Genomic DNA, 19,741 nt, shown 5'->3' on the forward strand with positions numbered 1-19,741 from the left:
GTTACACCGCCCTCATCAGCAGGGTCGCGGCGATCAGCACCGCAGTACCTCCGAACATGGAGACCGCATAGGAGCGGGCGTAGCCGTTCTGCAGCTTGCGCAGCCGGCCGGACAGTCCACCGACCGAGGCCGCGGTGCCGTTGACCACGCCGTCGACGAGGCTGTGGTCGACGTAGACCAGCGAGCGGGTGAGGTGCTCGCCACCGCGGACGAGGACGACGTGGTTGAAGTCGTCCTGGAGCAGGTCGCGGCGGGCGGCCCGGGTGAGCAGCGAGCCGCGCGGGGCGACCACCGGGACGGGCCTGCGCCCGTACTGGAGGTAGGCGATCGCGACACCGATCACCATGACGGCGACCGTGGCGGAGGTGATGGCTCCGGCGCTGATCGGCGGGTGTCCGTGCTCGAACTTCGTCACGGGCTCCAACCACTTCACGAAGCGGTCGCCGATTCCGAACAGGGCGCCCGCGCCGACCGATCCCACGGCCAGCAGGATCATCGGGATCGTCATCGACTTCGGGGACTCGTGCGGGTGCGGCATGTCGCCGGGCTTCGCCTCGGCTCCGGGCTCGATGCCCGGGGCGGTCGCCGGGTCGGGCGCCGGCTGCCAGCGCTTCTCACCGAAGAACGTCATGATCATCACGCGGGTCATGTAGTACGCGGTGATGGCCGCGCCGAGCAGGGCGACCCCGCCGAGGATCCAGCCCTCGGTGCCGCCCTTGGCGAAGGCGGCCTCGATGATCTTGTCCTTGGAGAAGAAGCCGGACAGACCCGGGAAGCCGATGATCGCGAGATAGCCGAGACCGAAGGTGGCGAAGGTGACGGGCATGTACTTCCGCAGCCCGCCGTACTTGCGCATGTCCACCTCGTCGTTCATGCCGTGCATGACCGAACCGGCGCCGAGGAAGAGCCCGGCCTTGAAGAAGCCGTGCGTCACCAGGTGCATGATCGCGAAGGCGTAGCCGATGGGGCCGAGGCCCGCCGCCAGGATCATGTAGCCGATCTGCGACATCGTCGAGCCGGCCAGCGCCTTCTTGATGTCGTCCTTGGCGCAACCGACGATCGCACCGAACAGGAGCGTGACCGCGCCGACCACGGTGACCGCGAGCTGCGCGTCCGGGGCGGCGTTGAAGATGTCGGCCGAGCGGACGATGAGATAGACACCGGCGGTGACCATCGTGGCCGCGTGGATGAGGGCCGAGACCGGGGTCGGGCCCTCCATCGCGTCCCCGAGCCAGGACTGCAGCGGCACCTGGGCCGACTTGCCGCAGGCGGCGAGGAGGAGCATCAGCCCGATCGCGGTCAGCGTGCCCTCGGAGGTCTCCCCCACCGACGAGAGCACCGGCCCGAAGGCGAAGGTCCCGAAGGTGGTGAACATCAGCATGATGGCGATCGACAGACCCATGTCGCCGACCCGGTTGACCAGGAACGCCTTCTTCGCCGCGGTCGCCGCGGTGGGCTTGTGCTGCCAGAAGCCGATCAGGAGGTACGAGGCGAGGCCGACGCCCTCCCAGCCGAAGTACAGCAGCAGGTAGTTGTCGGCGAGGACGAGCAGCAGCATCGCCGCGAGGAAGAGGTTCAGATAGCCGAAGAAGCGGCGGCGGCGCTCGTCGTGCTCCATGTACCCGATGGAGTACACGTGGATGAGCGAGCCGACGCCGGTGATCAGCAGCACGAAGGTCATCGACAGCTGGTCGAGCTGGAAGGCGATGTCCGCCTGGAAGCCCTCGACCGGGACCCAGCTGAACAGCCGCTGGTGCAGGGCCCGGTCCTCGGCGCCCTTGCCCAGCATGTCGGTGAACAGGACGGCACCGATGACGAAGGAGGCGGCCGCGAGGAGCGTGCCGAGCCAGTGCCCGGCCTTGTCCAGGCGCCGCCCGCCGCACAGCAGGACGACCGCTCCCAGCAGGGGCGCCGCGACCAGCAGCGCAATCAGATTCTGCACGTTTCAGCCCCTTACAGCTTCATCAGGCTGGCGTCGTCGACCGAGGCCGAGTGGCGGGAACGGAAGAGCGACACGATGATCGCGAGCCCGACCACGACCTCCGCGGCGGCGACGACCATCGTGAAGAAGGCGATGATCTGGCCGTCGAGATTGCCGTGCATACGGGAGAAGGCGACGAACGCGAGGTTGCAGGCGTTGAGCATCAGCTCGACGCACATGAAGACCACGATCGCGTTGCGCCGGATCAGCACCCCGGCCGCGCCGATGGTGAACAACAGGGCGGCGAGATAGAGATAGTTGACGGGATTCACCGCGTGGCCTCCTCATCGTCCCGGTCCCGGTCCCGGCCCAGCCGCTCCTCGGCGCGCTGCTCGAGCGCCTTGAGGTCGGCCAGCGCCTCGGTGGACACGTCGCGGATCTGGCCGCGCTTGCGCAGGGTCTGCATCACGGTCAGCTCGGCGGGGGTGCCGTCCGGCAGCAGACCGGCGATGTCCACGGCGTTGTGCCGGGCGTAGACGCCGGGCGCCGGCAGCGGCGGTACGTGCTTGCCCTCGCGCACCCGCTGTTCGGCGAGCTCCCGCTGGGTGCGGGCCTTCTCGGTGCGCTCCCGGTGGGTGAGGACCATCGCGCCGACGGCCGCGGTGATGAGCAGCGCGCCGGTGATCTCGAAGGCGAAGACGTACTTGGTGAAGATGAGGGCGGCGATGCCCTCGACGTTTCCGCCGTGGGCGCTGTTGGCCGGGCCGAGTCCGTTGAACTCCGTCAGCGAGGCCCGGCCGATTCCGGCGATCAGCAGGACGCCGAAGCCGAGCCCGCAGGCGACGGCCCACCAACGCTGCCCCTTGATGGTCTCCTTCAGCGAGTCCGCGGCCGTGACACCGACCAGCATGACGACGAAGAGGAAGAGCATCATGATCGCGCCGGTGTAGACGACGATCTGGACGATGCCGAGGAAGTAGGCGCCGTTGGCGAGGTAGAAGACCGCCAGGACGATCATCGTGCCGGCCAGGCAGAGGGCGCTGTGCACGGCCTTCTTCATCAGGATGGTGCACAGGGCGCCGATGACGGCGACGGTGCCGAGGACCCAGAACTGGAGGGCCTCGCCGCCGGAGGTGGTGTACGCCGCCAGGGTCGTGGCCGCGAGGTCGGCGCTCATGCGTCCACCTCTTCCGGCTCGCCCTTCTCCCCCTTGGACGTGGCGACCTGCCGGACCGTGCCGGGCGCGGCCCCGGTGACCAGACCCCGGTAGTAGTCCTGCTCGTCCGTGCCGGGGAAGATGGCGTGCGGGGTGTCGACCATGCCCTCCTCCAGCCCGGCGAGCAGCTGCTCCTTGGTGTAGATGAGGTTCTCGCGGGAGGAGTCGGCCAGTTCGAACTCGTTGGTCATCGTCAGCGCCCGGGTCGGGCAGGCCTCGATGCACAGGCCGCACAGGATGCAGCGGGCGTAGTTGATCTGGTAGACCGCGCCGTACCGCTCGCCCGGGGAGTAGCGCTCCTCGTCCGTGTTGTCGGCGCCCTCCACATAGATGGCGTCGGCGGGGCAGGCCCAGGCGCACAGCTCGCAGCCCACGCACTTCTCAAGACCGTCCGGATGACGGTTGAGCTGGTGCCGGCCGTGGAAGCGCGGCGCCGTCGTCTTCTGCTGCTCCGGGTACTGCTCGGTCAGCCGCTTCTTGAACATGGCCTTGAAGGTCACGCCGAAGCCGGCCACCGGATTCTGGAAATCAGACACCGTCCGTCTCCTTTCCATCACTCGCAGTAGCAGTATCGGGGGCACCACTGACAACCAGCCCCGCCTCGTGGCGGGACCGGCGCCGGGGCACCGGCGGCAGGGACTGTCCTGGCTTGGGCGGTACGGGGAATCCGCCGGCCATCGGGTCGAACGCGGCCTCGGGGCCGTCCTTCTCCTCCGCGCCCTTCGCCCTCTTGTCGCGGAACATGTCGGCGATGAAGGAGAGGAGCAGCACGGCGAGGACGGCGCCCGCGACATAGAGCACGATCGTCTGGAAGTCGTAGTTCGCGTTCCGCAGCGCCCGGACGGTGGCGACCAGCATCAGCCAGACCACCGAGACGGGGATGAGGACCTTCCAGCCGAGCTTCATCAGCTGGTCGTAGCGGACGCGAGGCAGCGTGCCGCGCAGCCAGATGAAGAAGAACAGCAGCAGCTGCACCTTGAGGACGAACCAGAGCATCGGCCACCAGCCGTGGTTCGCGCCCTCCCAGAAGGTGGAGATCGGGTACGGGGCCCGCCAGCCGCCCAGGAAGAGCGTCACCGACACGGCCGAGACCGTCACCATGTTCACGTACTCGGCGAGCATGAACATCGCGAACTTGATGGAGCTGTACTCGGTGTTGAAGCCGCCGACCAGGTCGCCCTCGGACTCCGGCATGTCGAACGGGGCTCGGTTGGTCTCGCCGACCATCGTGACCACGTAGATGATGAAGGAGACCGGCAGCAGGATGATGAACCAGCGGTCCGCCTGCGCCTCCACGATCGCCGAGGTCGACATCGACCCGGAGTAGAGGAAGACGGAGGCGAACGCGGCGCCCATCGCGATCTCGTAGGAGATCATCTGCGCGCAGGAGCGCAGACCGCCGAGGAGCGGGTACGTGGAGCCCGACGACCAGCCGGCGAGGACGATGCCGTAGATGCCGACGGACGCGATGGCCAGGACGTACAGCATGGCGATCGGCAGGTCGGTGAGCTGCATCGTGGTGCGGTGGCCGAAGATCGAGACCTCGTTGCCGGCCGGGCCGAAGGGGATCACGGCGATCGCCATGAACGCCGGGGCCGCGGCGATGATCGGCGCGAGGATGTAGACGACCTTGTCGGCACGCTTGACGACGACGTCCTCCTTCAGCATCAGCTTGATGCCGTCCGCGAGGGACTGGAGGAGGCCCCAGGGGCCGTGCCGGTTGGGGCCGACGCGCAGCTGCATCCAGGCGACGACCTTGCGCTCCCACACGATGGAGAAGAGCACGGTGATCATCAGGAAGGCGAAGCAGAAGACGGCCTTGATCAGCACCAGCCACCAGGGGTCGGTGCCGAACATGGACAGGTCCTCGGCAGCGAGCGGCGTGGTCATGCCTGCACCTCCGTGGAAGCCGCGGGACCGATGCGGACCAGGTCGCCCGGGTGGGCGCCGGTGTCGGAGAGGACGCCGCCGCCGGTCGAGTTGAGCGGCAGCCAGACCACCCGGTCGGGCATCTCGGTGACCTGGAGCGGCAGCCGGACGGTGCCCGCCGGTCCGGTCACGGCGAGGACGTCGCCGTCCTTGACGCCGGTCTCGGCCGCGGTGGCAGCCGAGAGCCGGGCGGGTGCCGCGTGACGAGTGCCGGCGAGGGCCGTGTCGCCCTCCTGGAGCCTGCCCAGGTCGAGCAGGAGCCGGTGGCCGGCGAGGACGGCCTCGCCCTCGCCCGGCCGGGACGCGGCCTGCGCGGGCTCGACGGGGTCGGAGGCCCGCTCGCCGGTCCAGCCGCCGAGCCGGTCCATCTCCCGTCGCACGGAGCGCAGATCGGGCAGCGCCAGATGCGCGTCGAGGGCGTCGGCGAGCATGTGGAGCACGCGCGCGTCGGCGGGGGCCAGACGCCGGGTCATCTGCTCGGGCTTGAGCGCGGCCTCGAAGAGGCGCGCCCTGCCCTCCCAGTTGAGGAAGGTGCCGGCCTTCTCGGCGACGGCGGCGACCGGGAGGACCACGTCGGCCCGCTCGGTGACCTCGCTCGGCCGCAGCTCCAGGGAGACCACGAAGGCCGCGTCGAGGGCTTCACGCGCGCGTGCCGGGTCGGGCAGGTCGCGGACCTCGACGCCGCCGACGAGCAGCGCGCCCAGTTCACCGGTGGCGGCGGCCTCCACGATCTGGCCGGTGTCGCGGCCGTAGCCGTGCGGGAGTTCGCGTACGCCCCAGGCGACCGCGACCTCCTCACGCGCGCGGGGGTCGGTCGCGGGGCGGCCGCCGGGCAGCAGCGTGGGGATCGCGCCGGCTTCGAGCGCGCCGCGCTCGCCCGCCCGGCGCGGGATCCACACCAGCCGGGCGCCGGTCGCCGTCGCGGCCCGGACCGCCGCGGTGAGCGCGCCCGGCACGGCGGCCAGGCGTTCGCCGACCACGATGACCGCGCCGTCCCGCCGCAGCGCCTCGGCCGCCTCCGTACCGGCCGTGTCGAGGCCGACCCTGGAGGTGAGGGCGTCCAGCCACTCGGTCTCGGTGCCGGGCGCGGCCGGCAGCAGCGTGCCGCCCGCCTTCACCAGGCCCCGGGTCGCGTAGGAGGCGAGCGCGTAGGTCTTCTGGCCCTTCTTCCGCCACGCCTTGCGCAGCCGCAGGAAGACCCCGGGGGCCTCCTCCTCGGCCTCGATGCCGACGAGCAGTACGGCCGGAGCGGCTTCCAGCGAGGTGTACGTGACCCCGCTGCCGTCCAGGTCCCGTCCGCGCCCGGCGACGGTGGAGGCGAGGAAGTCGGCCTCCTCGCTGGAGTGGACGCGGGCCCGGAAGTCGACGTCGTTGGTGTCGAGGGCGACCCGGGCGAACTTGGCGTAGGCGTAGGCGTCCTCGACGGTCAGCCGCCCGCCGGCCAGGACGCCGGTACGGCCGCGCACGAGCCCGCGGGCGGCCGCCTCCAGGGCCTCGGGCCAGGATGCCGGTTCGAGCACTCCCTCGCCGTTGCGGACCAGCGGGGTGGTGATCCGGTCACGCTGCTGCGCGTACCGGAACGCGAACCGTCCCTTGTCGCACACCCACTCCTCGTTGACCTCCGGGTCCTCGGCGGCGAGCCGTCGCATGACCTTGCCGCGCCGGTGGTCGGTGCGCGTGGCGCAGCCGCCCGCGCAGTGCTCGCAGACGCTCGGCGAGGACACCAGGTCGAAGGGGCGGGAGCGGAACCGGTACGCCGCCGAGGTGAGGGCGCCGACCGGGCAGATCTGGATGGTGTTGCCGGAGAAGTACGACTCGAAGGGGTCGCCCTCGCCGGTGCCGACCTGCTGGAGCGCGCCGCGCTCGATCAGTTCGATCATCGGGTCGCCGGCGACCTGGTTGGAGAAGCGGGTGCAGCGCGCGCACAGCACGCACCGTTCGCGGTCGAGCAGCACCTGGGTGGAGATCGGCACCGGCTTCTCGTAGGTCCGCTTCTTCCCGTCGAAGCGGGAGTCGGCCCTGCCGTGGGACATCGCCTGGTTCTGCAGCGGGCACTCGCCGCCCTTGTCGCAGACGGGGCAGTCCAGCGGGTGGTTGATGAGCAGCAGCTCCATCACGCCGTGCTGGGCCTTCTCGGCGACCGGGCTGGTCAGCTGCGACTTCACCACCATGCCGTCGGTGCAGGTGATGGTGCAGGAGGCCATCGGCTTGCGCTGGCCCTCGACCTCGACGATGCACTGCCGGCAGGCGCCGGCCGGGTCGAGGAGCGGGTGGTCGCAGAAGCGCGGGATCTCGATGCCGAGCTGTTCGGCGGCCCGGATGACCAGGGTCCCCTTGGGGACGGAGATCTCGGCGCCGTCGATGGTCAGCGTGACGAGATCCTCGGGCGGGACGGCGGCTTCGCCGCCTCCGGCCGGGTTCGACGTGGTCACCGTCATGCCGTCACCTCCTTGTGGTGGTCCGCCCAGGCGGTCGACTTGGCCGGGTCGAAGGGGCAGCCCCGGCCGGTGATGTGCTGCTCGTACTCCTCGCGGAAGTACTTCAGCGAGGAGAAGATCGGGGAGGCGGCGCCGTCGCCGAGGGCGCAGAACGACTTGCCGTTGATGTTGTCGGCGATGTCGTTGAGCTTGTCGAGGTCGGACATGACGCCCTTGCCGGCCTCGATGTCGCGAAGCAACTGCACCAGCCAGTACGTGCCCTCACGGCACGGGGTGCACTTGCCGCAGGACTCGTGGGCGTAGAACTCGGTCCACCGGGTCACCGCACGCACGACGCACGTGGTCTCGTCGAAGCACTGGAGCGCCTTGGTGCCGAGCATCGAGCCGGCCGCGCCCACGCCCTCGTAGTCCAGCGGCACGTCGAGGTGCTCGTCGGTGAACATCGGGGTGGAGGAGCCGCCCGGGGTCCAGAACTTCAGCCGGTGCCCGGGGCGCATCCCGCCGCTCATGTCGAGGAGCTGGCGCAGCGTGATGCCGAGCGGGGCCTCGTACTGGCCGGGCGAGGCGACGTGCCCGCTGAGCGAGTAGAGCGTGAAGCCGGGGGACTTCTCGCTGCCCATCGACTTGAACCAGTCCTTGCCCCGGTTGAGGATCGCGGGAACGGACGCGATGGACTCGACGTTGTTCACCACGGTGGGGCAGGCGTACAGACCGGCGACCGCGGGGAAGGGGGGACGCAGCCGGGGCTGGCCGCGCCGTCCTTCGAGGGAGTCGAGCAGGGCGGTCTCCTCGCCGCAGATGTAGGCGCCGGCTCCCGCGTGCACGGTGAGTTCGAGGTTCAGTCCGCTGCCGAGGATGTTCTCGCCGAGGTATCCGGCCTCGTAGGCCTCGCGCACGGCCTCGTGCAGCCGGCGCAGGACGGGGACGACCTCGCCGCGCAGATAGATGAAGGCGTGGTTCGACCGGATCGCGTAGCAGGCGATCACGATGCCCTCGATGAGCGAGTGCGGGTTGGCGAAGAGGAGCGGGATGTCCTTGCAGGTCCCCGGCTCGGACTCGTCGGCGTTGACGACGAGGTAGTGCGGCTTGCCGTCGCCCTGCGGAATGAACTGCCACTTCATTCCGGTGGGGAAGCCGGCGCCGCCGCGGCCGCGGAGGCCGGAGTCCTTGACGTACGCGATGAGGTCGTCGGGCGACATCGCGAGGGCCTTCTTCAGCCCTTCGTACCCCTCGTGCCTCTTGTACGTCTCCAGGGTCCAGGAGTTGGGCTGGTCCCAGAACGCCGAAAGGACGGGCGCGAGAAGCTTCTCGGGGCTGCTGTGGTCGATCTCGGCTGCCAAGGTCATCACTCCCCCTCCCCACTGGCCGTTTCGCCGCGCGGGTGGACGATCTTGTGGTGCGGATTCTCGCCCTTGGCCAGGCGCAGTCCGACGAGCGAGGCCGGGCCGGCCCCTCCGGTGGCCTCGACGGCACCCTCACGCTCGTCGGGGAAACCGGCCAGGATGCGGGCGGTCTCCTTGAACGTGCACAGCGGGGCGCCACGAGTCGGCTCGACCGGACGGCCGGCTCGCAGGTCGTCGACCATGCGCTTGGCCGACTCGGGCGTCTGGTTGTCGAAGAACTCCCAGTTGACCATCACCACGGGCGCGAAGTCGCAGGCCGCGTTGCACTCGATGTGCTCGAGGGTGATCTTGCCGTCGTCGGTCGTGCCCTCGTTGCCGACGCCGAGGTGCTGCTTCAGCTCCTCGAAGATCGCGTCGCCGCCCATGACCGCGCAGAGCGTGTTGGTGCAGACCCCGACCTGGTAGTCGCCGGACGGCCTGCGGCGGTACATCGAGTAGAAGGTGGCCACGGCGGTGACCTCGGCGGTGGTCAGGCCGAGGAGGTCGGCGCAGAACCGCATGCCGGTACGCGTGACGTGGCCCTCCTCCGACTGCACCAGGTGCAGCATCGGCAGGAGCGCGGAGCGGGACCCCGGGTAGCGGGCGATGATCTCCTTGGCGTCCGCCTCCAGCCGGGCGCGGACCTCGGCCGGGTAGTCGGGGGCGGGGAGCTGGGGCATCCCGAGACTGGTGTGTCCGTCCGTCATCGGTCGACGCCTCCCATCACGGGGTCGATGGAGGCGACGGCGACGATGACGTCGGCGACCTGGCCGCCCTCGCACATCGCCGCCATGGCCTGCAGGTTGGTGAAGGACGGGTCGCGGAAGTGGACCCGGTAGGGGCGGGTGCCGCCGTCGCTGACGACGTGCGCGCCCAGCTCGCCCTTGGGCGACTCGACGGCGGCGTAGGCCTGTCCGGCGGGGACCCGGAAGCCCTCGGTGACCAGCTTGAAGTGGTGGATCAGGGCCTCCATGGAGGTGCCCATGATCTTCTTGATGTGGTCGAGGGAGTTGCCGAGGCCGTCGGGGCCGAGCGCGAGCTGCGCGGGCCAGGCGATCTTCTTGTCGCCGACCATGACCGGGCCCGGCTCCAGGCGGTCCAGGCACTGCTCGACGATCCGCAGGGACTGCCGCATCTCTTCCAGGCGGATCAGGAAGCGCCCGTACGAGTCGCAGGAGTCGGCGGTCGGGATGTCGAACTCGTAGTTCTCGTAGCCGCAGTACGGGTCGGTCTTGCGCAGGTCGTGCGGGAGGCCCGCGGAGCGCAGGATCGGTCCGGTGGCGCCGAGCGCCATGCAGCCGGTGAGGTCGAGGTAGCCGACGTCCTGCATACGGGCCTTGAAGATGGGGTTGCCGGTGGCGAGCTTGTCGTACTCCGGCAGGTTCTTCTTCATGGTCTTCACGAACTCGCGCACGGCGTCGACCGCGCCGGGCGGGAGGTCCTGGGCGAGGCCGCCGGGGCGGATGAACGCGTGGTTCATGCGCAGGCCGGTGATCAGTTCGTACAGGTCCAGGATCATCTCGCGGTCCCGGAAGCCGTAGATCATGATCGTGGTCGCGCCGAGCTCCATGCCGCCGGTGGCGATGCACACCAGGTGCGAGGAGAGCCGGTTGAGCTCCATCAGCAGGACGCGGATGACGCTGGCCCGGTCCGGGATCTGGTCGGTGATGCCGAGCAGCTTCTCGACGCCCAGGCAGTACGCCGTCTCGTTGTAGAACGAGGTGAGGTAGTCCATGCGCGTGACGAAGGTGGTGCCCTGCGTCCAGGTCCGGTACTCGAGGTTCTTCTCGATGCCGGTGTGGAGGTAGCCGATGCCGCAGCGGGCCTCCGTGACGGTCTCGCCGTCGATCTCCAGGATCAGGCGGAGCACGCCGTGCGTGGACGGGTGCTGCGGACCCATGTTGACGACGATCCGTTCGTCGTCGGCCTTGGCGGCGGACTGGACGACCTCGTCCCAGTCGCCGCCGGTGACCGTGTAGACGGCCCCTTCGGTGGTCTCGCGCGGGGATGCAGATGGGGTGGTCACGAGTACGACCTCCGCTGGTCCGGAGCCGGGATCTGGGCGCCCTTGTACTCGACGGGGATTCCGCCGAGGGGGTAGTCCTTGCGCTGCGGGAAGCCCTGCCAGTCGTCCGGCATCATGATCCGGGTGAGGGCGGGGTGGCCGTCGAAGACGATGCCGAAGAAGTCGTACGTCTCGCGCTCGTGCCAGTCGTTGGTCGGGTAGACCTCGACGAGGGACGGGATGTGCGGGTCGGCGTCGGGGGCGGCGACCTCCAGGCGGATCAGCCGGCCGTGGGTGAGCGAGCGCAGGTGGTACACGGCGTGCAGCTCGCGGCCCTTGTCGCCGGGGTAGTGGACGCCGGAGACGCCCGTACAGAGCTCGAAGCGCAGGGCGGGGTCGTCGCGGAGGGTGCGGGCGACGCGCAGGAGATGCTCGCGGGCGATGTGGAAGGTCAGCTCGCCGCGGTCGACGACCGTCTTCTCGATGGCGTTCTCGGGGAGGAGTCCCTGCTCGTCGAGCGCGCCCTCGAGTTCGTCGGCGACCTCGTCGAACCATCCGCCGTAGGGGCGGGTGGCCGGGCCGGGCAGCCGGACGGAGCGGACGAGGCCGCCGTAGCCGCTGGTGTCGGCGCCGCTCTGGGCACCGAACATCCCGCGCTGGACGCGGACCTCCTCGCCGTGGTCCCCGCGCTGACCCGGCAGGTTCTGTGCGCTGAGCTCCTTGTCGGGGTTGGGTGTCTCGTCACTCAACGGAGCAGACCCTTCATCTCGATCGTCGGCAGCGCCTTGAGCGCCGCCTCCTCCGCCTCGCGGGCCGCTTCCTCCGCGTTCACGCCGAGCTTGGAGGTCTGGATCTTCTGGTGGAGCTTGAGGATCGCGTCCATCAGCATCTCCGGGCGCGGCGGGCAGCCCGGCAAATAGATGTCAACCGGAACAATGTGATCAACGCCCTGCACAATCGCGTAATTGTTGAACATTCCGCCCGAAGACGCGCACACCCCCATGGAGATGACCCACTTGGGGTTGGGCATCTGGTCATAGACCTGCCGCAGGACGGGCGCCATCTTCTGGCTGACCCGGCCGGCCACGATCATCAGGTCGGCCTGGCGCGGCGAGCCGCGGAAGACCTCCATGCCGAACCGCGCCAGGTCGTAGCGGCCGGCGCCGGTCGTCATCATCTCGATGGCGCAGCAGGCCAGGCCGAAGGTCGCCGGGAAGACGGACGACTTGCGCACCCAGCCCGCGGCCTGTTCGACCGTCGTCAGCAGGAATCCGCTCGGCAGCTTCTCTTCGAGTCCCATAGGTGCCCCTCAGCCCCTCAGTCCCATTCCAGGCCGCCGCGCCGCCACACATAGGCGTAGGCGACGAAGACGGTGAGCACGAAGAGCAGCATCTCCACGAGCCCGAAAAGCCCCAGGGCGTCGAAGGTGACGGCCCAGGGATAGAGGAAGACGATCTCGATGTCGAAAATGATGAAGAGCATCGCCGTCAGGTAGTACTTGATCGGGAAGCGGCCACCTCCGGCCGGAGTGGGCGTCGGTTCGATGCCGCACTCGTACGCCTCAAGCTTCGCCCTGTTGTACCGCTTTGGGCCGATTAGCGTGGCCATGACCACGGAGAAGATCGCAAACCCTGCCCCGAGGGCGCCGAGCACGAGGATGGGCGCGTACGCATTCACGCTCCTCGCTCCTTCCAGTCGTCCTTGACCGTTGGACCGCAGCGGGCATTCGTCTCGCCGCCTCGAAGATCGCGTACATGTGAGGCAGTTCACAAGCCCGTTTGCCACGCATCCTATGCCTGTCGCTCTGTGATCTGCGACACGGGGTACGACAAGGACTTTGTGATCTCCACCACGAGGCGAAGGATCATGAATTCGGATGAACGGTGATCTTCATACGAGAAGTAGCCAAGTGAGCACGAGACGTGACATCGACAGGGGTTCTCCCTGGTCGGAGCCGCCTTGCCCTATCAAACGATGGTGACTACAGGCAAATTCGCGATGGACTCGCACGGGTGATAGAGGGCTCACCCCACCCGGCCGGGGGGTCGCGAGGAGCGAAGTGGACGCGCGGGAACGCTCCCGAACGTCCCGCGGGGCCCCGAAGTTGGCCTCTTGTGACCTGCGTCACGTTCCCTACGGCCCGTCAAGTGTGGGGCTTGGCCAACCTCGTAAAGAGGTGGTAAGCGCCGGTCAATTCGGACGTTTCGCGGAAAACCCGTGATCAAGGGCCTGATGACGGGTGCCCGAATTGCCCGTTACGGCGTCAATAAGGGTGCCACGGAGGCGGATTGGACGGTTCCGGTCGTAACTGTGGCGCAACACACGTTTCTTGATGGGAACCGTGAACCCCTGATAGCGGTTGTACTCATGTCCCACACCGCTCACATACCCAGCCACCGGAAGCCCCGCCGCAGCGCTTCCAAGCTCGCGCTCCGTGCCGGAGTTGCCGGTGGCGTCCTCAGCACCATCGCGGTGGCCGGTGCTGCCGGGCCGGCGAATGCCGAGCCGGTGACCGAGACCATCGAGATGCCCACCCTGGGCGCGCTCGACGCCGAACTGGCGAGCGCCGTCTCCGCCTCGGCCGAGGCGTCCCAGCAGGAGGCCCTCGACCTGAGCCTGCGCGCCCAGGAGGACGCCGCCTACAAGAAGGCCGCCCAGGAGGCCAAGAAGGCCAAGGCCGAGGCCGACCGCAAGGCCGAGGCCGAGCGCGCGGAGAAGGCCCGTGAGGAGGCCCGCGAGCGCGCCTCCCGCACCGCGGAGCGCACCACGCTCTCCGCGTCCGCCTCCTCGGACTCCTCCGGCCGCAGCTCGTTCAGCGGCGAGACCCAGGTGGCCTCCGGCTCCGCCGCCGCGATCGTCGCCTTCGCCCGCGCCCAGGTCGGCGACGCCTACGTCTCCGGCGGCACCGGCCCCAACTCCTGGGACTGCTCCGGTCTCGTCCAGGCCGCGTACCGCCAGGCCGGCATCGACCTGCCCCGGGTCTCCAGCTCGCAGTCGAGCATGGGCACCTCCGTCTCGCTGAGCAACCTCCAGCCCGGCGACATCCTGTACTGGGGCAGCCGCAGCGGCTCGTACCACGTGGCCATCTACGTGGGCGGCGGCATGTACGTCGGCGCGCAGAACCCGTCGACCGGTGTGGTCGAGCGCTCGCTGGACTGGGACACCCCGTCCGGCGCCGTGCGCATCCTCTGATCCCCGCTTCGATTCCCGCGTCTCAGCGGTGAAGGGCCGTCACTCCTCGGGGGAGCGACGGCCCTTCGGTATGTCCACCCATGGGGGATTACTTCCGGAATGCCTCGATGATCCTGGCGTAGCTGTCCCCGCCGTGTCCCGCCTCGACCGCGCCGCGCATCAGCTCCAGGTGCAGCCGGGGCAGCCGCCCGTCGACGCCCCGCGCCTCCCCCGCGTGCAGCAGATGCCCGATCGCCGCCACCTGGACGTCGATGGTGGCGTCCGCGCCCGGGTACTCGCCCGCGTCGATCTGCTCCGCGTACCCGCTCATGAACCAGGAGACGGTCCCCAGCCAGCGGGTGGCGACCGCCGTGAAGTCCCGGGCCGTCACCCCGTCGGCGCCCGTGAGGGCGGTGGCGTGCAGCCAGCCGCCGAACACCGACCACATGAGCCCGAGCAGTCCGGCGTCGTAGAGCGAGGCGAGTCCGGCGTCCGTGCCGAGGTCGACCGGGTCGCCGAGCACCGCGAGGGTCGCCCGGTGGCGGGCGAGGAGCTCGGGCCCGCCCGCGTACAGGATCATGTTGGCGCTGTCCCCGACCCCCGGCGGAGTCGTCATGATCCCGCCGTCCAGATAGCCGATGCCGTGGCCGGCCGCCCACTCCGCCTCCGCCCGGGCCTGCTCGGGAGAGCCGGTCGTGAGATTGACGAGGGTCTTGCCCCGCAGGGTTCCGGCCACCGGGCCGAGCAGACCGCGTACGGCGGCGTAGTCGAGGACGCAGACCACGACCAGGTCGCTCGCGGCGACCGCCTCGGCGACCGTGGCGGCGCGCACGGCGCCCTTGTCGGCCAGGGCGTCGGCCTTGGCCGGGGTGCGGTTCCAGACGGTGGTGGGGTGGCCGGCGGCCAGGAGGGCGGCGGCGAGGGCGGCGCCCATCTGACCGAGGCCGAGGACGGTGACAGGGGTGCGCTCTTCGTTCGTGTCGTTCATGTCTTCACCGTTCCAGCGGCGGAATCCGGCCGACAGTGGCAGGACTGACGTCATCCGCACCATTCCCGCCATAGGCTCACGGGATGACCGCCGGAACCGTGGCCCTCGCCGTCGTCCCCGACCACCGCGTCGGCGTGACCCTGTGGGAGCTGTACGAACTCTCCATCGCCGCCACGGTCTTCGGCATCCCGCACCCCGACCTCGCCGACCCCTGGTACGACCTGCGGCTGTGCGGGCCGGGCGGGGAGAGCGGGCCGGGCGGGCTCCTGTCGCTCCGCGCGACACACGGCCTCGACGGGCTCGTCGGCGCGGACACGGTCATCGTGCCGTCCGTCCCCGACGCCGTCGTGGAGGGCGGCGAGGAGGTCCCCGGCGAGCTGGTCGAGGCGCTGCGCGCGGCCGCCGGAGCCGGCGCGCGGATGGTGTCCCTGTGCACCGGCGCCTTCGCCCTCGCCGCCGCCGGTCTGCTCGACGGCCGCCGGGCCACCGCACACTGGCAGCACACCGGGCAGCTCGCCGCCCGCCATCCCTCCGTCGTGGTCGACGACTCGGTGCTCTACACCGACGAGGGAACGGTCTTGACCAGCGCCGGGGCCACCGCCGCGCTCGACCTCTGCCTGCATCTCGTACGGAAGGACCTCGGCGCCGCGGTCGCGGGCCAGCTCGCCCGCCGCCTGGTCGTGCCCGCCCACCGCGCCGGCGGTCAGGCCCAGTTCATCGAGGCCCCCGTGCCGCCGAGCGACGACGACGGGCTCGGCGCCGTCCTCCAGTGGGCGACCGAGCGTCTCTCCGAGCCGCTGACCGTCGACGCGCTGGCCCGCCGGGCCCGGATGTCGCCGCGCACCTTCCACCGCAGGGTGCGGGAGACCTGCGGGACCACGCCGTTGCAGTGGCTGCTCCAGCAACGCGTGGCCCGCGCCCAGAGCCTGCTGGAATCCACCGACCTGCCCGTGGAACAGGTCGGCGACCGCAGCGGCCTGGGCACGGCGGCGAACCTGCGGCGGCACTTCCTGCGTACGGTCGGGGTCTCGCCGAGCGACTACCGCCGCGCGTTCAGGCCTTCGGGGCCACCTTCGAGAGGCCGTTGATGATGCGGTCCATCGCGTCGCCGCCCGTCGGGTCGGTGAGGTTGGCCAGCATCTTCAGCGTGAACTTCATCAGGACCGGGTGGGTCAGGCCCCGCTGCGTCGCGATCTTCATGATCTTCGGGTTGCCGATGATCTTCACGAACGCGCGGCCCAGGGTGTAGTACCCGCCGTAGGTGTCCTTGAGGATCTTCGGGTAGTTGTGCAGCGCCAGCTCGCGCTGGGCCGGGGTGGCCCGGGCGTGGGCCTGGACGATGACATCGGCCGCGATCTGGCCGGACTCCATGGCGTACGCGATGCCCTCGCCGTTGAACGGGTTGACCAGGCCGCCCGCGTCACCGACGAGCAGCAGGCCCTTGGTGTAGTGCGGCTGGCGGTTGAAGGCCATCGGCAGGGCGGCGCCGCGGATCGGCGTCGTCATGTTCTCCGGGGTGAACCCCCAGTCCTCCGGCATCGAGGCGCACCACGCCTTGAGGACCTCGCGCCAGTCCAGCTCCTTGAAGGCGGAGGAGGAGTTGAGGATGCCGAGGCCGACGTTGGAGGTGCCGTCGCCCATGCCGAAGATCCAGCCGTAGCCGGGCAGCAGCCGGTCCTGCGGACCGCGCCGGTCCCACAGCTCCAGCCAGGACTCCAGATAGTCGTCGTCGTGCCGGGGGCTGGTGAAGTACGTCCGTACGGCCACACCCATCGGCCGGTCCTCGCGCCGGTGCAACCCCATGGCGAGGGAGAGCCGGGTGGAGTTGCCGTCGGCGGCGACGACGAGCGGCGCGTGGAACGTGACCTCGCGCTTCTCCTCGCCGAGCTTCGCGTGCACGCCGGTGATCCGGCCGGTGCGGTCGTCGACGACCGGGGCGCCGACGTTGCACCGCTCGTACAGCCGCGCGCCGGCCTTCTGCGCCTGCCGGGCGAGCTGCTCGTCGAAGTCGTCCCGCTTGCGGACGAGTCCGTAGTCCGGGTACGAGGCGAGGTCCGGCCAGTCGAGCTGCAGCCGCGAGCCGCCGCCGATGATCCTCAGGCCCTTGTTGCGCAGCCAGCCGGCCTCTTCGGAGATGTCGATGCCCATGGCGACGAGCTGCTTGGTGGCGCGCGGGGTCAGCCCGTCGCCGCAGACCTTCTCGCGGGGGAAGGCGGTCTTCTCCAGGAGCAGGACGTCGAGTCCGGCCTTGGCCAGGTAGTACGCGGTCGTCGAACCGGCCGGGCCTGCCCCGACGACGATCACGTCTGCACTGTGCTCGGAGAGGGACTCGGTCACGGCGGGGTCTCCCGAAGACTAGGGCGGCAGGGGGCGGTACGGACGTACCGGGGCAGTCTATGGGGGCCCGTCGCGCACTGTCCGGAGGGCCACCCCCCCGTAGGAGCCGGAGGACCACCCTCCGTAGGAGATCATCGGCCGTGACCATCTCTCGTACACACATACGGCGCGGATCGCTGATCACAGCGGTCCTCGCCCTCATCAGCTCCGCGTTCCTCGTCCTGCCCGCGAACGCCGACCCCGTCCCCTTCGAGGACTGTCCGCAGGGCCGGTTCTGTCTCTACGACGGCAGCGGGGGCTCCGGCACCCGCACGGACGTCGCCGAGGGCGCCAAGGACGAGCAGTACGCCGGCACCGTCCTGTCCGTGAAGAACAACACCCGCATGTGGGCCTGCGTCTACACCGCGAACCAGTACGGCGGCTCCCTCCAGACCGTCAAGCCGGGCAACGCCGACGCATACGTCACCGACGGCGTCCGGTGGGTCGTCAGCTCGTACAAGCTGGTGCCCACCCGCGCCCTGTGCTTCACCGGCTACGAGCGCTGCGAGAACGGCGACGTCTGCACCTTCGCGGAGCGCGGCGGGCGCGGCGCGATGACCGTCCACGTCCCGGCCGTCGACCCCGCCACCCGGAACCTCGGCAACAGCTACGGCGCCGAGGTCGCCCCCAAGTCCGTGTGGAACCGGACCGGCAAGCACCTGTGCTTCTACCTCCAGCCGGATTACACCGGCACCTGGACCGGGGACGACAAGAAGACGTACGGCGCGTACGTCGTGCTCCGCGGCGACAGCATCACCATCCCCGGCACCCTCGCGGGCGAGTTCCGCTCCCACGAGCTCGTCAACGGAACCTCGGAGTGCCAGTGACCACGTACCTCCGCCCCGCCGTCGCCGTCGCCGCCGCGCTGACCGCGGCGCTCGCCCTGACCGCCCCGGCCACCGCCACCACCCCCACGGCTTCCCCCACCGCGCAGGAGCCGTCGAGCCCGCTCGGCGCGGACTGGGTGAAGAACGCGGAGGTCGACCAGAGCGTCCCCGGCGTCACCCGCACCACGTGGACCGAGCAGAACCTCGACAACCGCACCAGACCCCGCATCCTCCAGATCGTCGAGATCGACCCGAACACCGCCCCCGTCGGCCTGGAGAGTACCGTCGGCGCGGGCGACGGCCTGGCCGAGACGGTCGCCGAGCAGCTCGCCGGAGTCAGCTCGGTACCCACCCGGCACCCCGTCGCCGGCGTCAACGGCGGCCTGTTCAAGTCGGAGGACAAGCACCCCGACCATGTCCTGCCCGCCGGCACCCCGCCCAAGACCCTGCAGCACATGGGGGTCTCGGCCACCGACGGCGTCCTGCACAGCTCCAGCTGCTGGGGACGCGGTCTCGGCACCTCGGGCGCCGTGATCCAGTACGGCGTCCCCTACATCACCAAGCTCCGCACGGACCTCAGCCTGACCCTGGCCGACGGGACGACGGCGCGTCTCGACGACATCAACCGGGACCCGGGCCGGGCCCGCGGCTGCGCCCGTGACGCCGACGACAAGCTCGTCGCCGAGGAGATCACCGGCGAGCGGGGCGTCTACACCGACCCGGACGAGATCGTCCTGTTCACCGGCGACTACAGGTTCCCGGTCCCGAAGCCCGGCCTGGACCCGACGGTCACCACCGAGGACGACCCGGGCTTCGAGGTCGTCCTCGACTCCACGGGCACGGTGACGGCGGCCCGCGAGGGCCGCGGCGGCGAGACCCCCGGCAACCCCGATCCCGAACCGCAGGTCACGGTGCCGTCCGGCGGCCGGATCCTGCAGGGCGTCGGCACGGGCGCCGCCTGGCTGCGCACCCACCTCACCCCGGGCACCAAGGTCACGGTCGGCCAGAAGCTCGTCGACACGCGGCTCGGCCGGGAGATCCCGCTGGACCCGTCCGTCGACGTCGTCGGCTCCTTCCACCAGGTCCTGCGCGACGGCGACATCCCGGCGGAACTGCCCGACACCTGCAACCAGACGGGTCCCGGCAAGGCACCCGGCACCGTGAACTGCACCGACTCGCGGACGGCCCTCGGCACCAACGTTTACGGCCGCCCCGTGCTCGTCACCCTCACCGGGCAGGTCCAGCCGGACGACACGACCACCCACGAGGACGGCGCGTCCCTGCGCACCTTCGCCTCGCTCCTGGACTCCAAGGAGCTCGGCCTGATCGACGCGCTCAACCTGGACGGCGGCGGCTCGGCGACGCTGATGACCGGCACGACGATCCACACCCCGCCGACGGACCGGGTGAACGGCGTGTACGTGCACCGGGACGTCGCCGACTCCGTGTACGCGGGAATCAGCGGCTACGGCATGTACGCGAAGTAGC

18 protein-coding genes are annotated in these 19,741 nt (G+C 70.1%); 4 read left to right on the forward strand and 14 right to left on the reverse strand.

Features of this window, described 5'->3' with window-relative positions; genetic code table 11:
• Position 1: 1 nt before the first annotated feature.
• The 12 genes from nuoL to ABZY12_RS27080 are packed head-to-tail and all read right to left on the reverse strand — an operon-like array spanning position 2 to position 12,568.
• Entirely contained in the window at positions 2-1,942 is a 1,941-nt protein-coding gene (gene nuoL, locus ABZY12_RS27025; protein ID WP_356894705.1) for an NADH-quinone oxidoreductase subunit L, read from the reverse strand.
• 11 nt (positions 1,943-1,953) lie between these two features.
• Positions 1,954-2,253: an NADH-quinone oxidoreductase subunit NuoK gene (gene nuoK / locus ABZY12_RS27030; protein WP_069927518.1), complete on the reverse strand. Its 300-nt coding sequence runs from the start codon at positions 2,251-2,253 to the stop codon at positions 1,954-1,956.
• A complete protein-coding gene (locus ABZY12_RS27035; RefSeq protein ID WP_356894707.1) occupies positions 2,250-3,098 on the reverse strand; it encodes an NADH-quinone oxidoreductase subunit J in 849 nt (282 codons plus the stop codon). The genes nuoK and ABZY12_RS27035 overlap by 4 nt, the downstream gene beginning before the upstream one ends.
• Positions 3,095-3,673 carry an NADH-quinone oxidoreductase subunit NuoI gene (gene nuoI / locus ABZY12_RS27040; RefSeq protein ID WP_356894709.1) on the reverse strand — a complete coding sequence of 193 codons (579 nt, stop codon included), beginning with the start codon at positions 3,671-3,673 and terminating at the stop codon, positions 3,095-3,097. The genes ABZY12_RS27035 and nuoI overlap by 4 nt, the downstream gene beginning before the upstream one ends.
• Positions 3,666-5,027 carry an NADH-quinone oxidoreductase subunit NuoH gene (gene nuoH, locus ABZY12_RS27045; protein ID WP_356894711.1) on the reverse strand — a complete coding sequence of 454 codons (1,362 nt, stop codon included), beginning with the start codon at positions 5,025-5,027 and terminating at the stop codon, positions 3,666-3,668. Before nuoH ends, nuoI begins: the two co-directional genes overlap by 8 nt.
• A complete protein-coding gene (locus ABZY12_RS27050; RefSeq protein WP_356894713.1) occupies positions 5,024-7,504 on the reverse strand; it encodes an NADH-quinone oxidoreductase subunit G in 2,481 nt (826 codons plus the stop codon). Before ABZY12_RS27050 ends, nuoH begins: the two co-directional genes overlap by 4 nt.
• A complete protein-coding gene (gene nuoF, locus ABZY12_RS27055; RefSeq protein WP_356894715.1) occupies positions 7,501-8,850 on the reverse strand; it encodes an NADH-quinone oxidoreductase subunit NuoF in 1,350 nt (449 codons plus the stop codon). Before nuoF ends, ABZY12_RS27050 begins: the two co-directional genes overlap by 4 nt.
• Positions 8,850-9,593 (reverse strand): NADH-quinone oxidoreductase subunit NuoE, encoded by a 744-nt coding sequence (gene nuoE, locus ABZY12_RS27060; protein ID WP_356894717.1) that lies wholly within the window; start codon positions 9,591-9,593, stop codon positions 8,850-8,852. The genes nuoF and nuoE overlap by 1 nt, the downstream gene beginning before the upstream one ends.
• Complete coding sequence (locus ABZY12_RS27065) at positions 9,590-10,912, reverse strand: NADH-quinone oxidoreductase subunit D (protein ID WP_356894719.1); 1,323 nt, start codon at positions 10,910-10,912, stop codon at positions 9,590-9,592. The genes nuoE and ABZY12_RS27065 overlap by 4 nt, the downstream gene beginning before the upstream one ends.
• Positions 10,909-11,640, reverse strand: coding sequence for an NADH-quinone oxidoreductase subunit C (locus ABZY12_RS27070; protein ID WP_356894721.1), 732 nt, complete (start codon positions 11,638-11,640; stop codon positions 10,909-10,911). Before ABZY12_RS27070 ends, ABZY12_RS27065 begins: the two co-directional genes overlap by 4 nt.
• Positions 11,637-12,191 carry an NADH-quinone oxidoreductase subunit B gene (locus ABZY12_RS27075; RefSeq protein WP_010041554.1) on the reverse strand — a complete coding sequence of 185 codons (555 nt, stop codon included), beginning with the start codon at positions 12,189-12,191 and terminating at the stop codon, positions 11,637-11,639. Before ABZY12_RS27075 ends, ABZY12_RS27070 begins: the two co-directional genes overlap by 4 nt.
• Positions 12,192-12,208: 17 nt before the next feature.
• Complete coding sequence (locus tag ABZY12_RS27080; protein ID WP_007490928.1) at positions 12,209-12,568, reverse strand: NADH-quinone oxidoreductase subunit A; 360 nt, start codon at positions 12,566-12,568, stop codon at positions 12,209-12,211.
• A gap of 690 nt (positions 12,569-13,258) precedes the next feature.
• On the opposite strand from ABZY12_RS27080, the gene ABZY12_RS27085 reads away from it, so the two are divergent.
• Positions 13,259-14,083 carry a C40 family peptidase gene (locus ABZY12_RS27085; RefSeq protein WP_356894723.1) on the forward strand — a complete coding sequence of 275 codons (825 nt, stop codon included), beginning with the start codon at positions 13,259-13,261 and terminating at the stop codon, positions 14,081-14,083.
• Between the two features lie 88 nt (positions 14,084-14,171).
• Here the strand turns inward: ABZY12_RS27085 and ABZY12_RS27090 are convergent, their stop codons facing one another.
• Positions 14,172-15,104 (reverse strand): NAD(P)-binding domain-containing protein, encoded by a 933-nt coding sequence (locus ABZY12_RS27090; protein WP_356894725.1) that lies wholly within the window; start codon positions 15,102-15,104, stop codon positions 14,172-14,174.
• Positions 15,105-15,133: 29 nt separating this feature from the next.
• Here ABZY12_RS27090 and ABZY12_RS27095 point away from each other — a divergent pair, with 29 nt between their 5' ends.
• Positions 15,134-16,138, forward strand: a complete 1,005-nt coding sequence (locus ABZY12_RS27095) for a helix-turn-helix domain-containing protein (RefSeq protein ID WP_356894727.1) — start codon at positions 15,134-15,136, stop codon at positions 16,136-16,138.
• On the opposite strand, the gene ABZY12_RS27100 is transcribed toward ABZY12_RS27095, so the two are convergent.
• Positions 16,104-17,387 (reverse strand): geranylgeranyl reductase family protein, encoded by a 1,284-nt coding sequence (locus tag ABZY12_RS27100; protein ID WP_356894729.1) that lies wholly within the window; start codon positions 17,385-17,387, stop codon positions 16,104-16,106. The genes ABZY12_RS27095 and ABZY12_RS27100 overlap by 35 nt on opposite strands.
• Before the next feature lie 140 nt (positions 17,388-17,527).
• On the opposite strand from ABZY12_RS27100, the gene ABZY12_RS27105 reads away from it, so the two are divergent.
• Both ABZY12_RS27105 and ABZY12_RS27110 read left to right on the forward strand, forming a co-directional pair.
• The gene (locus ABZY12_RS27105; RefSeq protein ID WP_356894731.1) at positions 17,528-18,253 is read left to right on the forward strand and encodes a peptidase inhibitor family I36 protein; all 726 of its coding nucleotides are present in this window, start codon (positions 17,528-17,530) and stop codon (positions 18,251-18,253) included.
• Positions 18,250-19,740 carry a phosphodiester glycosidase family protein gene (locus ABZY12_RS27110; protein ID WP_356894733.1) on the forward strand — a complete coding sequence of 497 codons (1,491 nt, stop codon included), beginning with the start codon at positions 18,250-18,252 and terminating at the stop codon, positions 19,738-19,740. Before ABZY12_RS27105 ends, ABZY12_RS27110 begins: the two co-directional genes overlap by 4 nt.
• The last annotated feature ends 1 nt before the right edge of the window (position 19,741 follow it).

This window comes from Streptomyces sp. NPDC006551, assembly GCF_040611675.1.
In the GTDB taxonomy this organism is placed as follows: domain Bacteria; phylum Actinomycetota; class Actinomycetes; order Streptomycetales; family Streptomycetaceae; genus Streptomyces.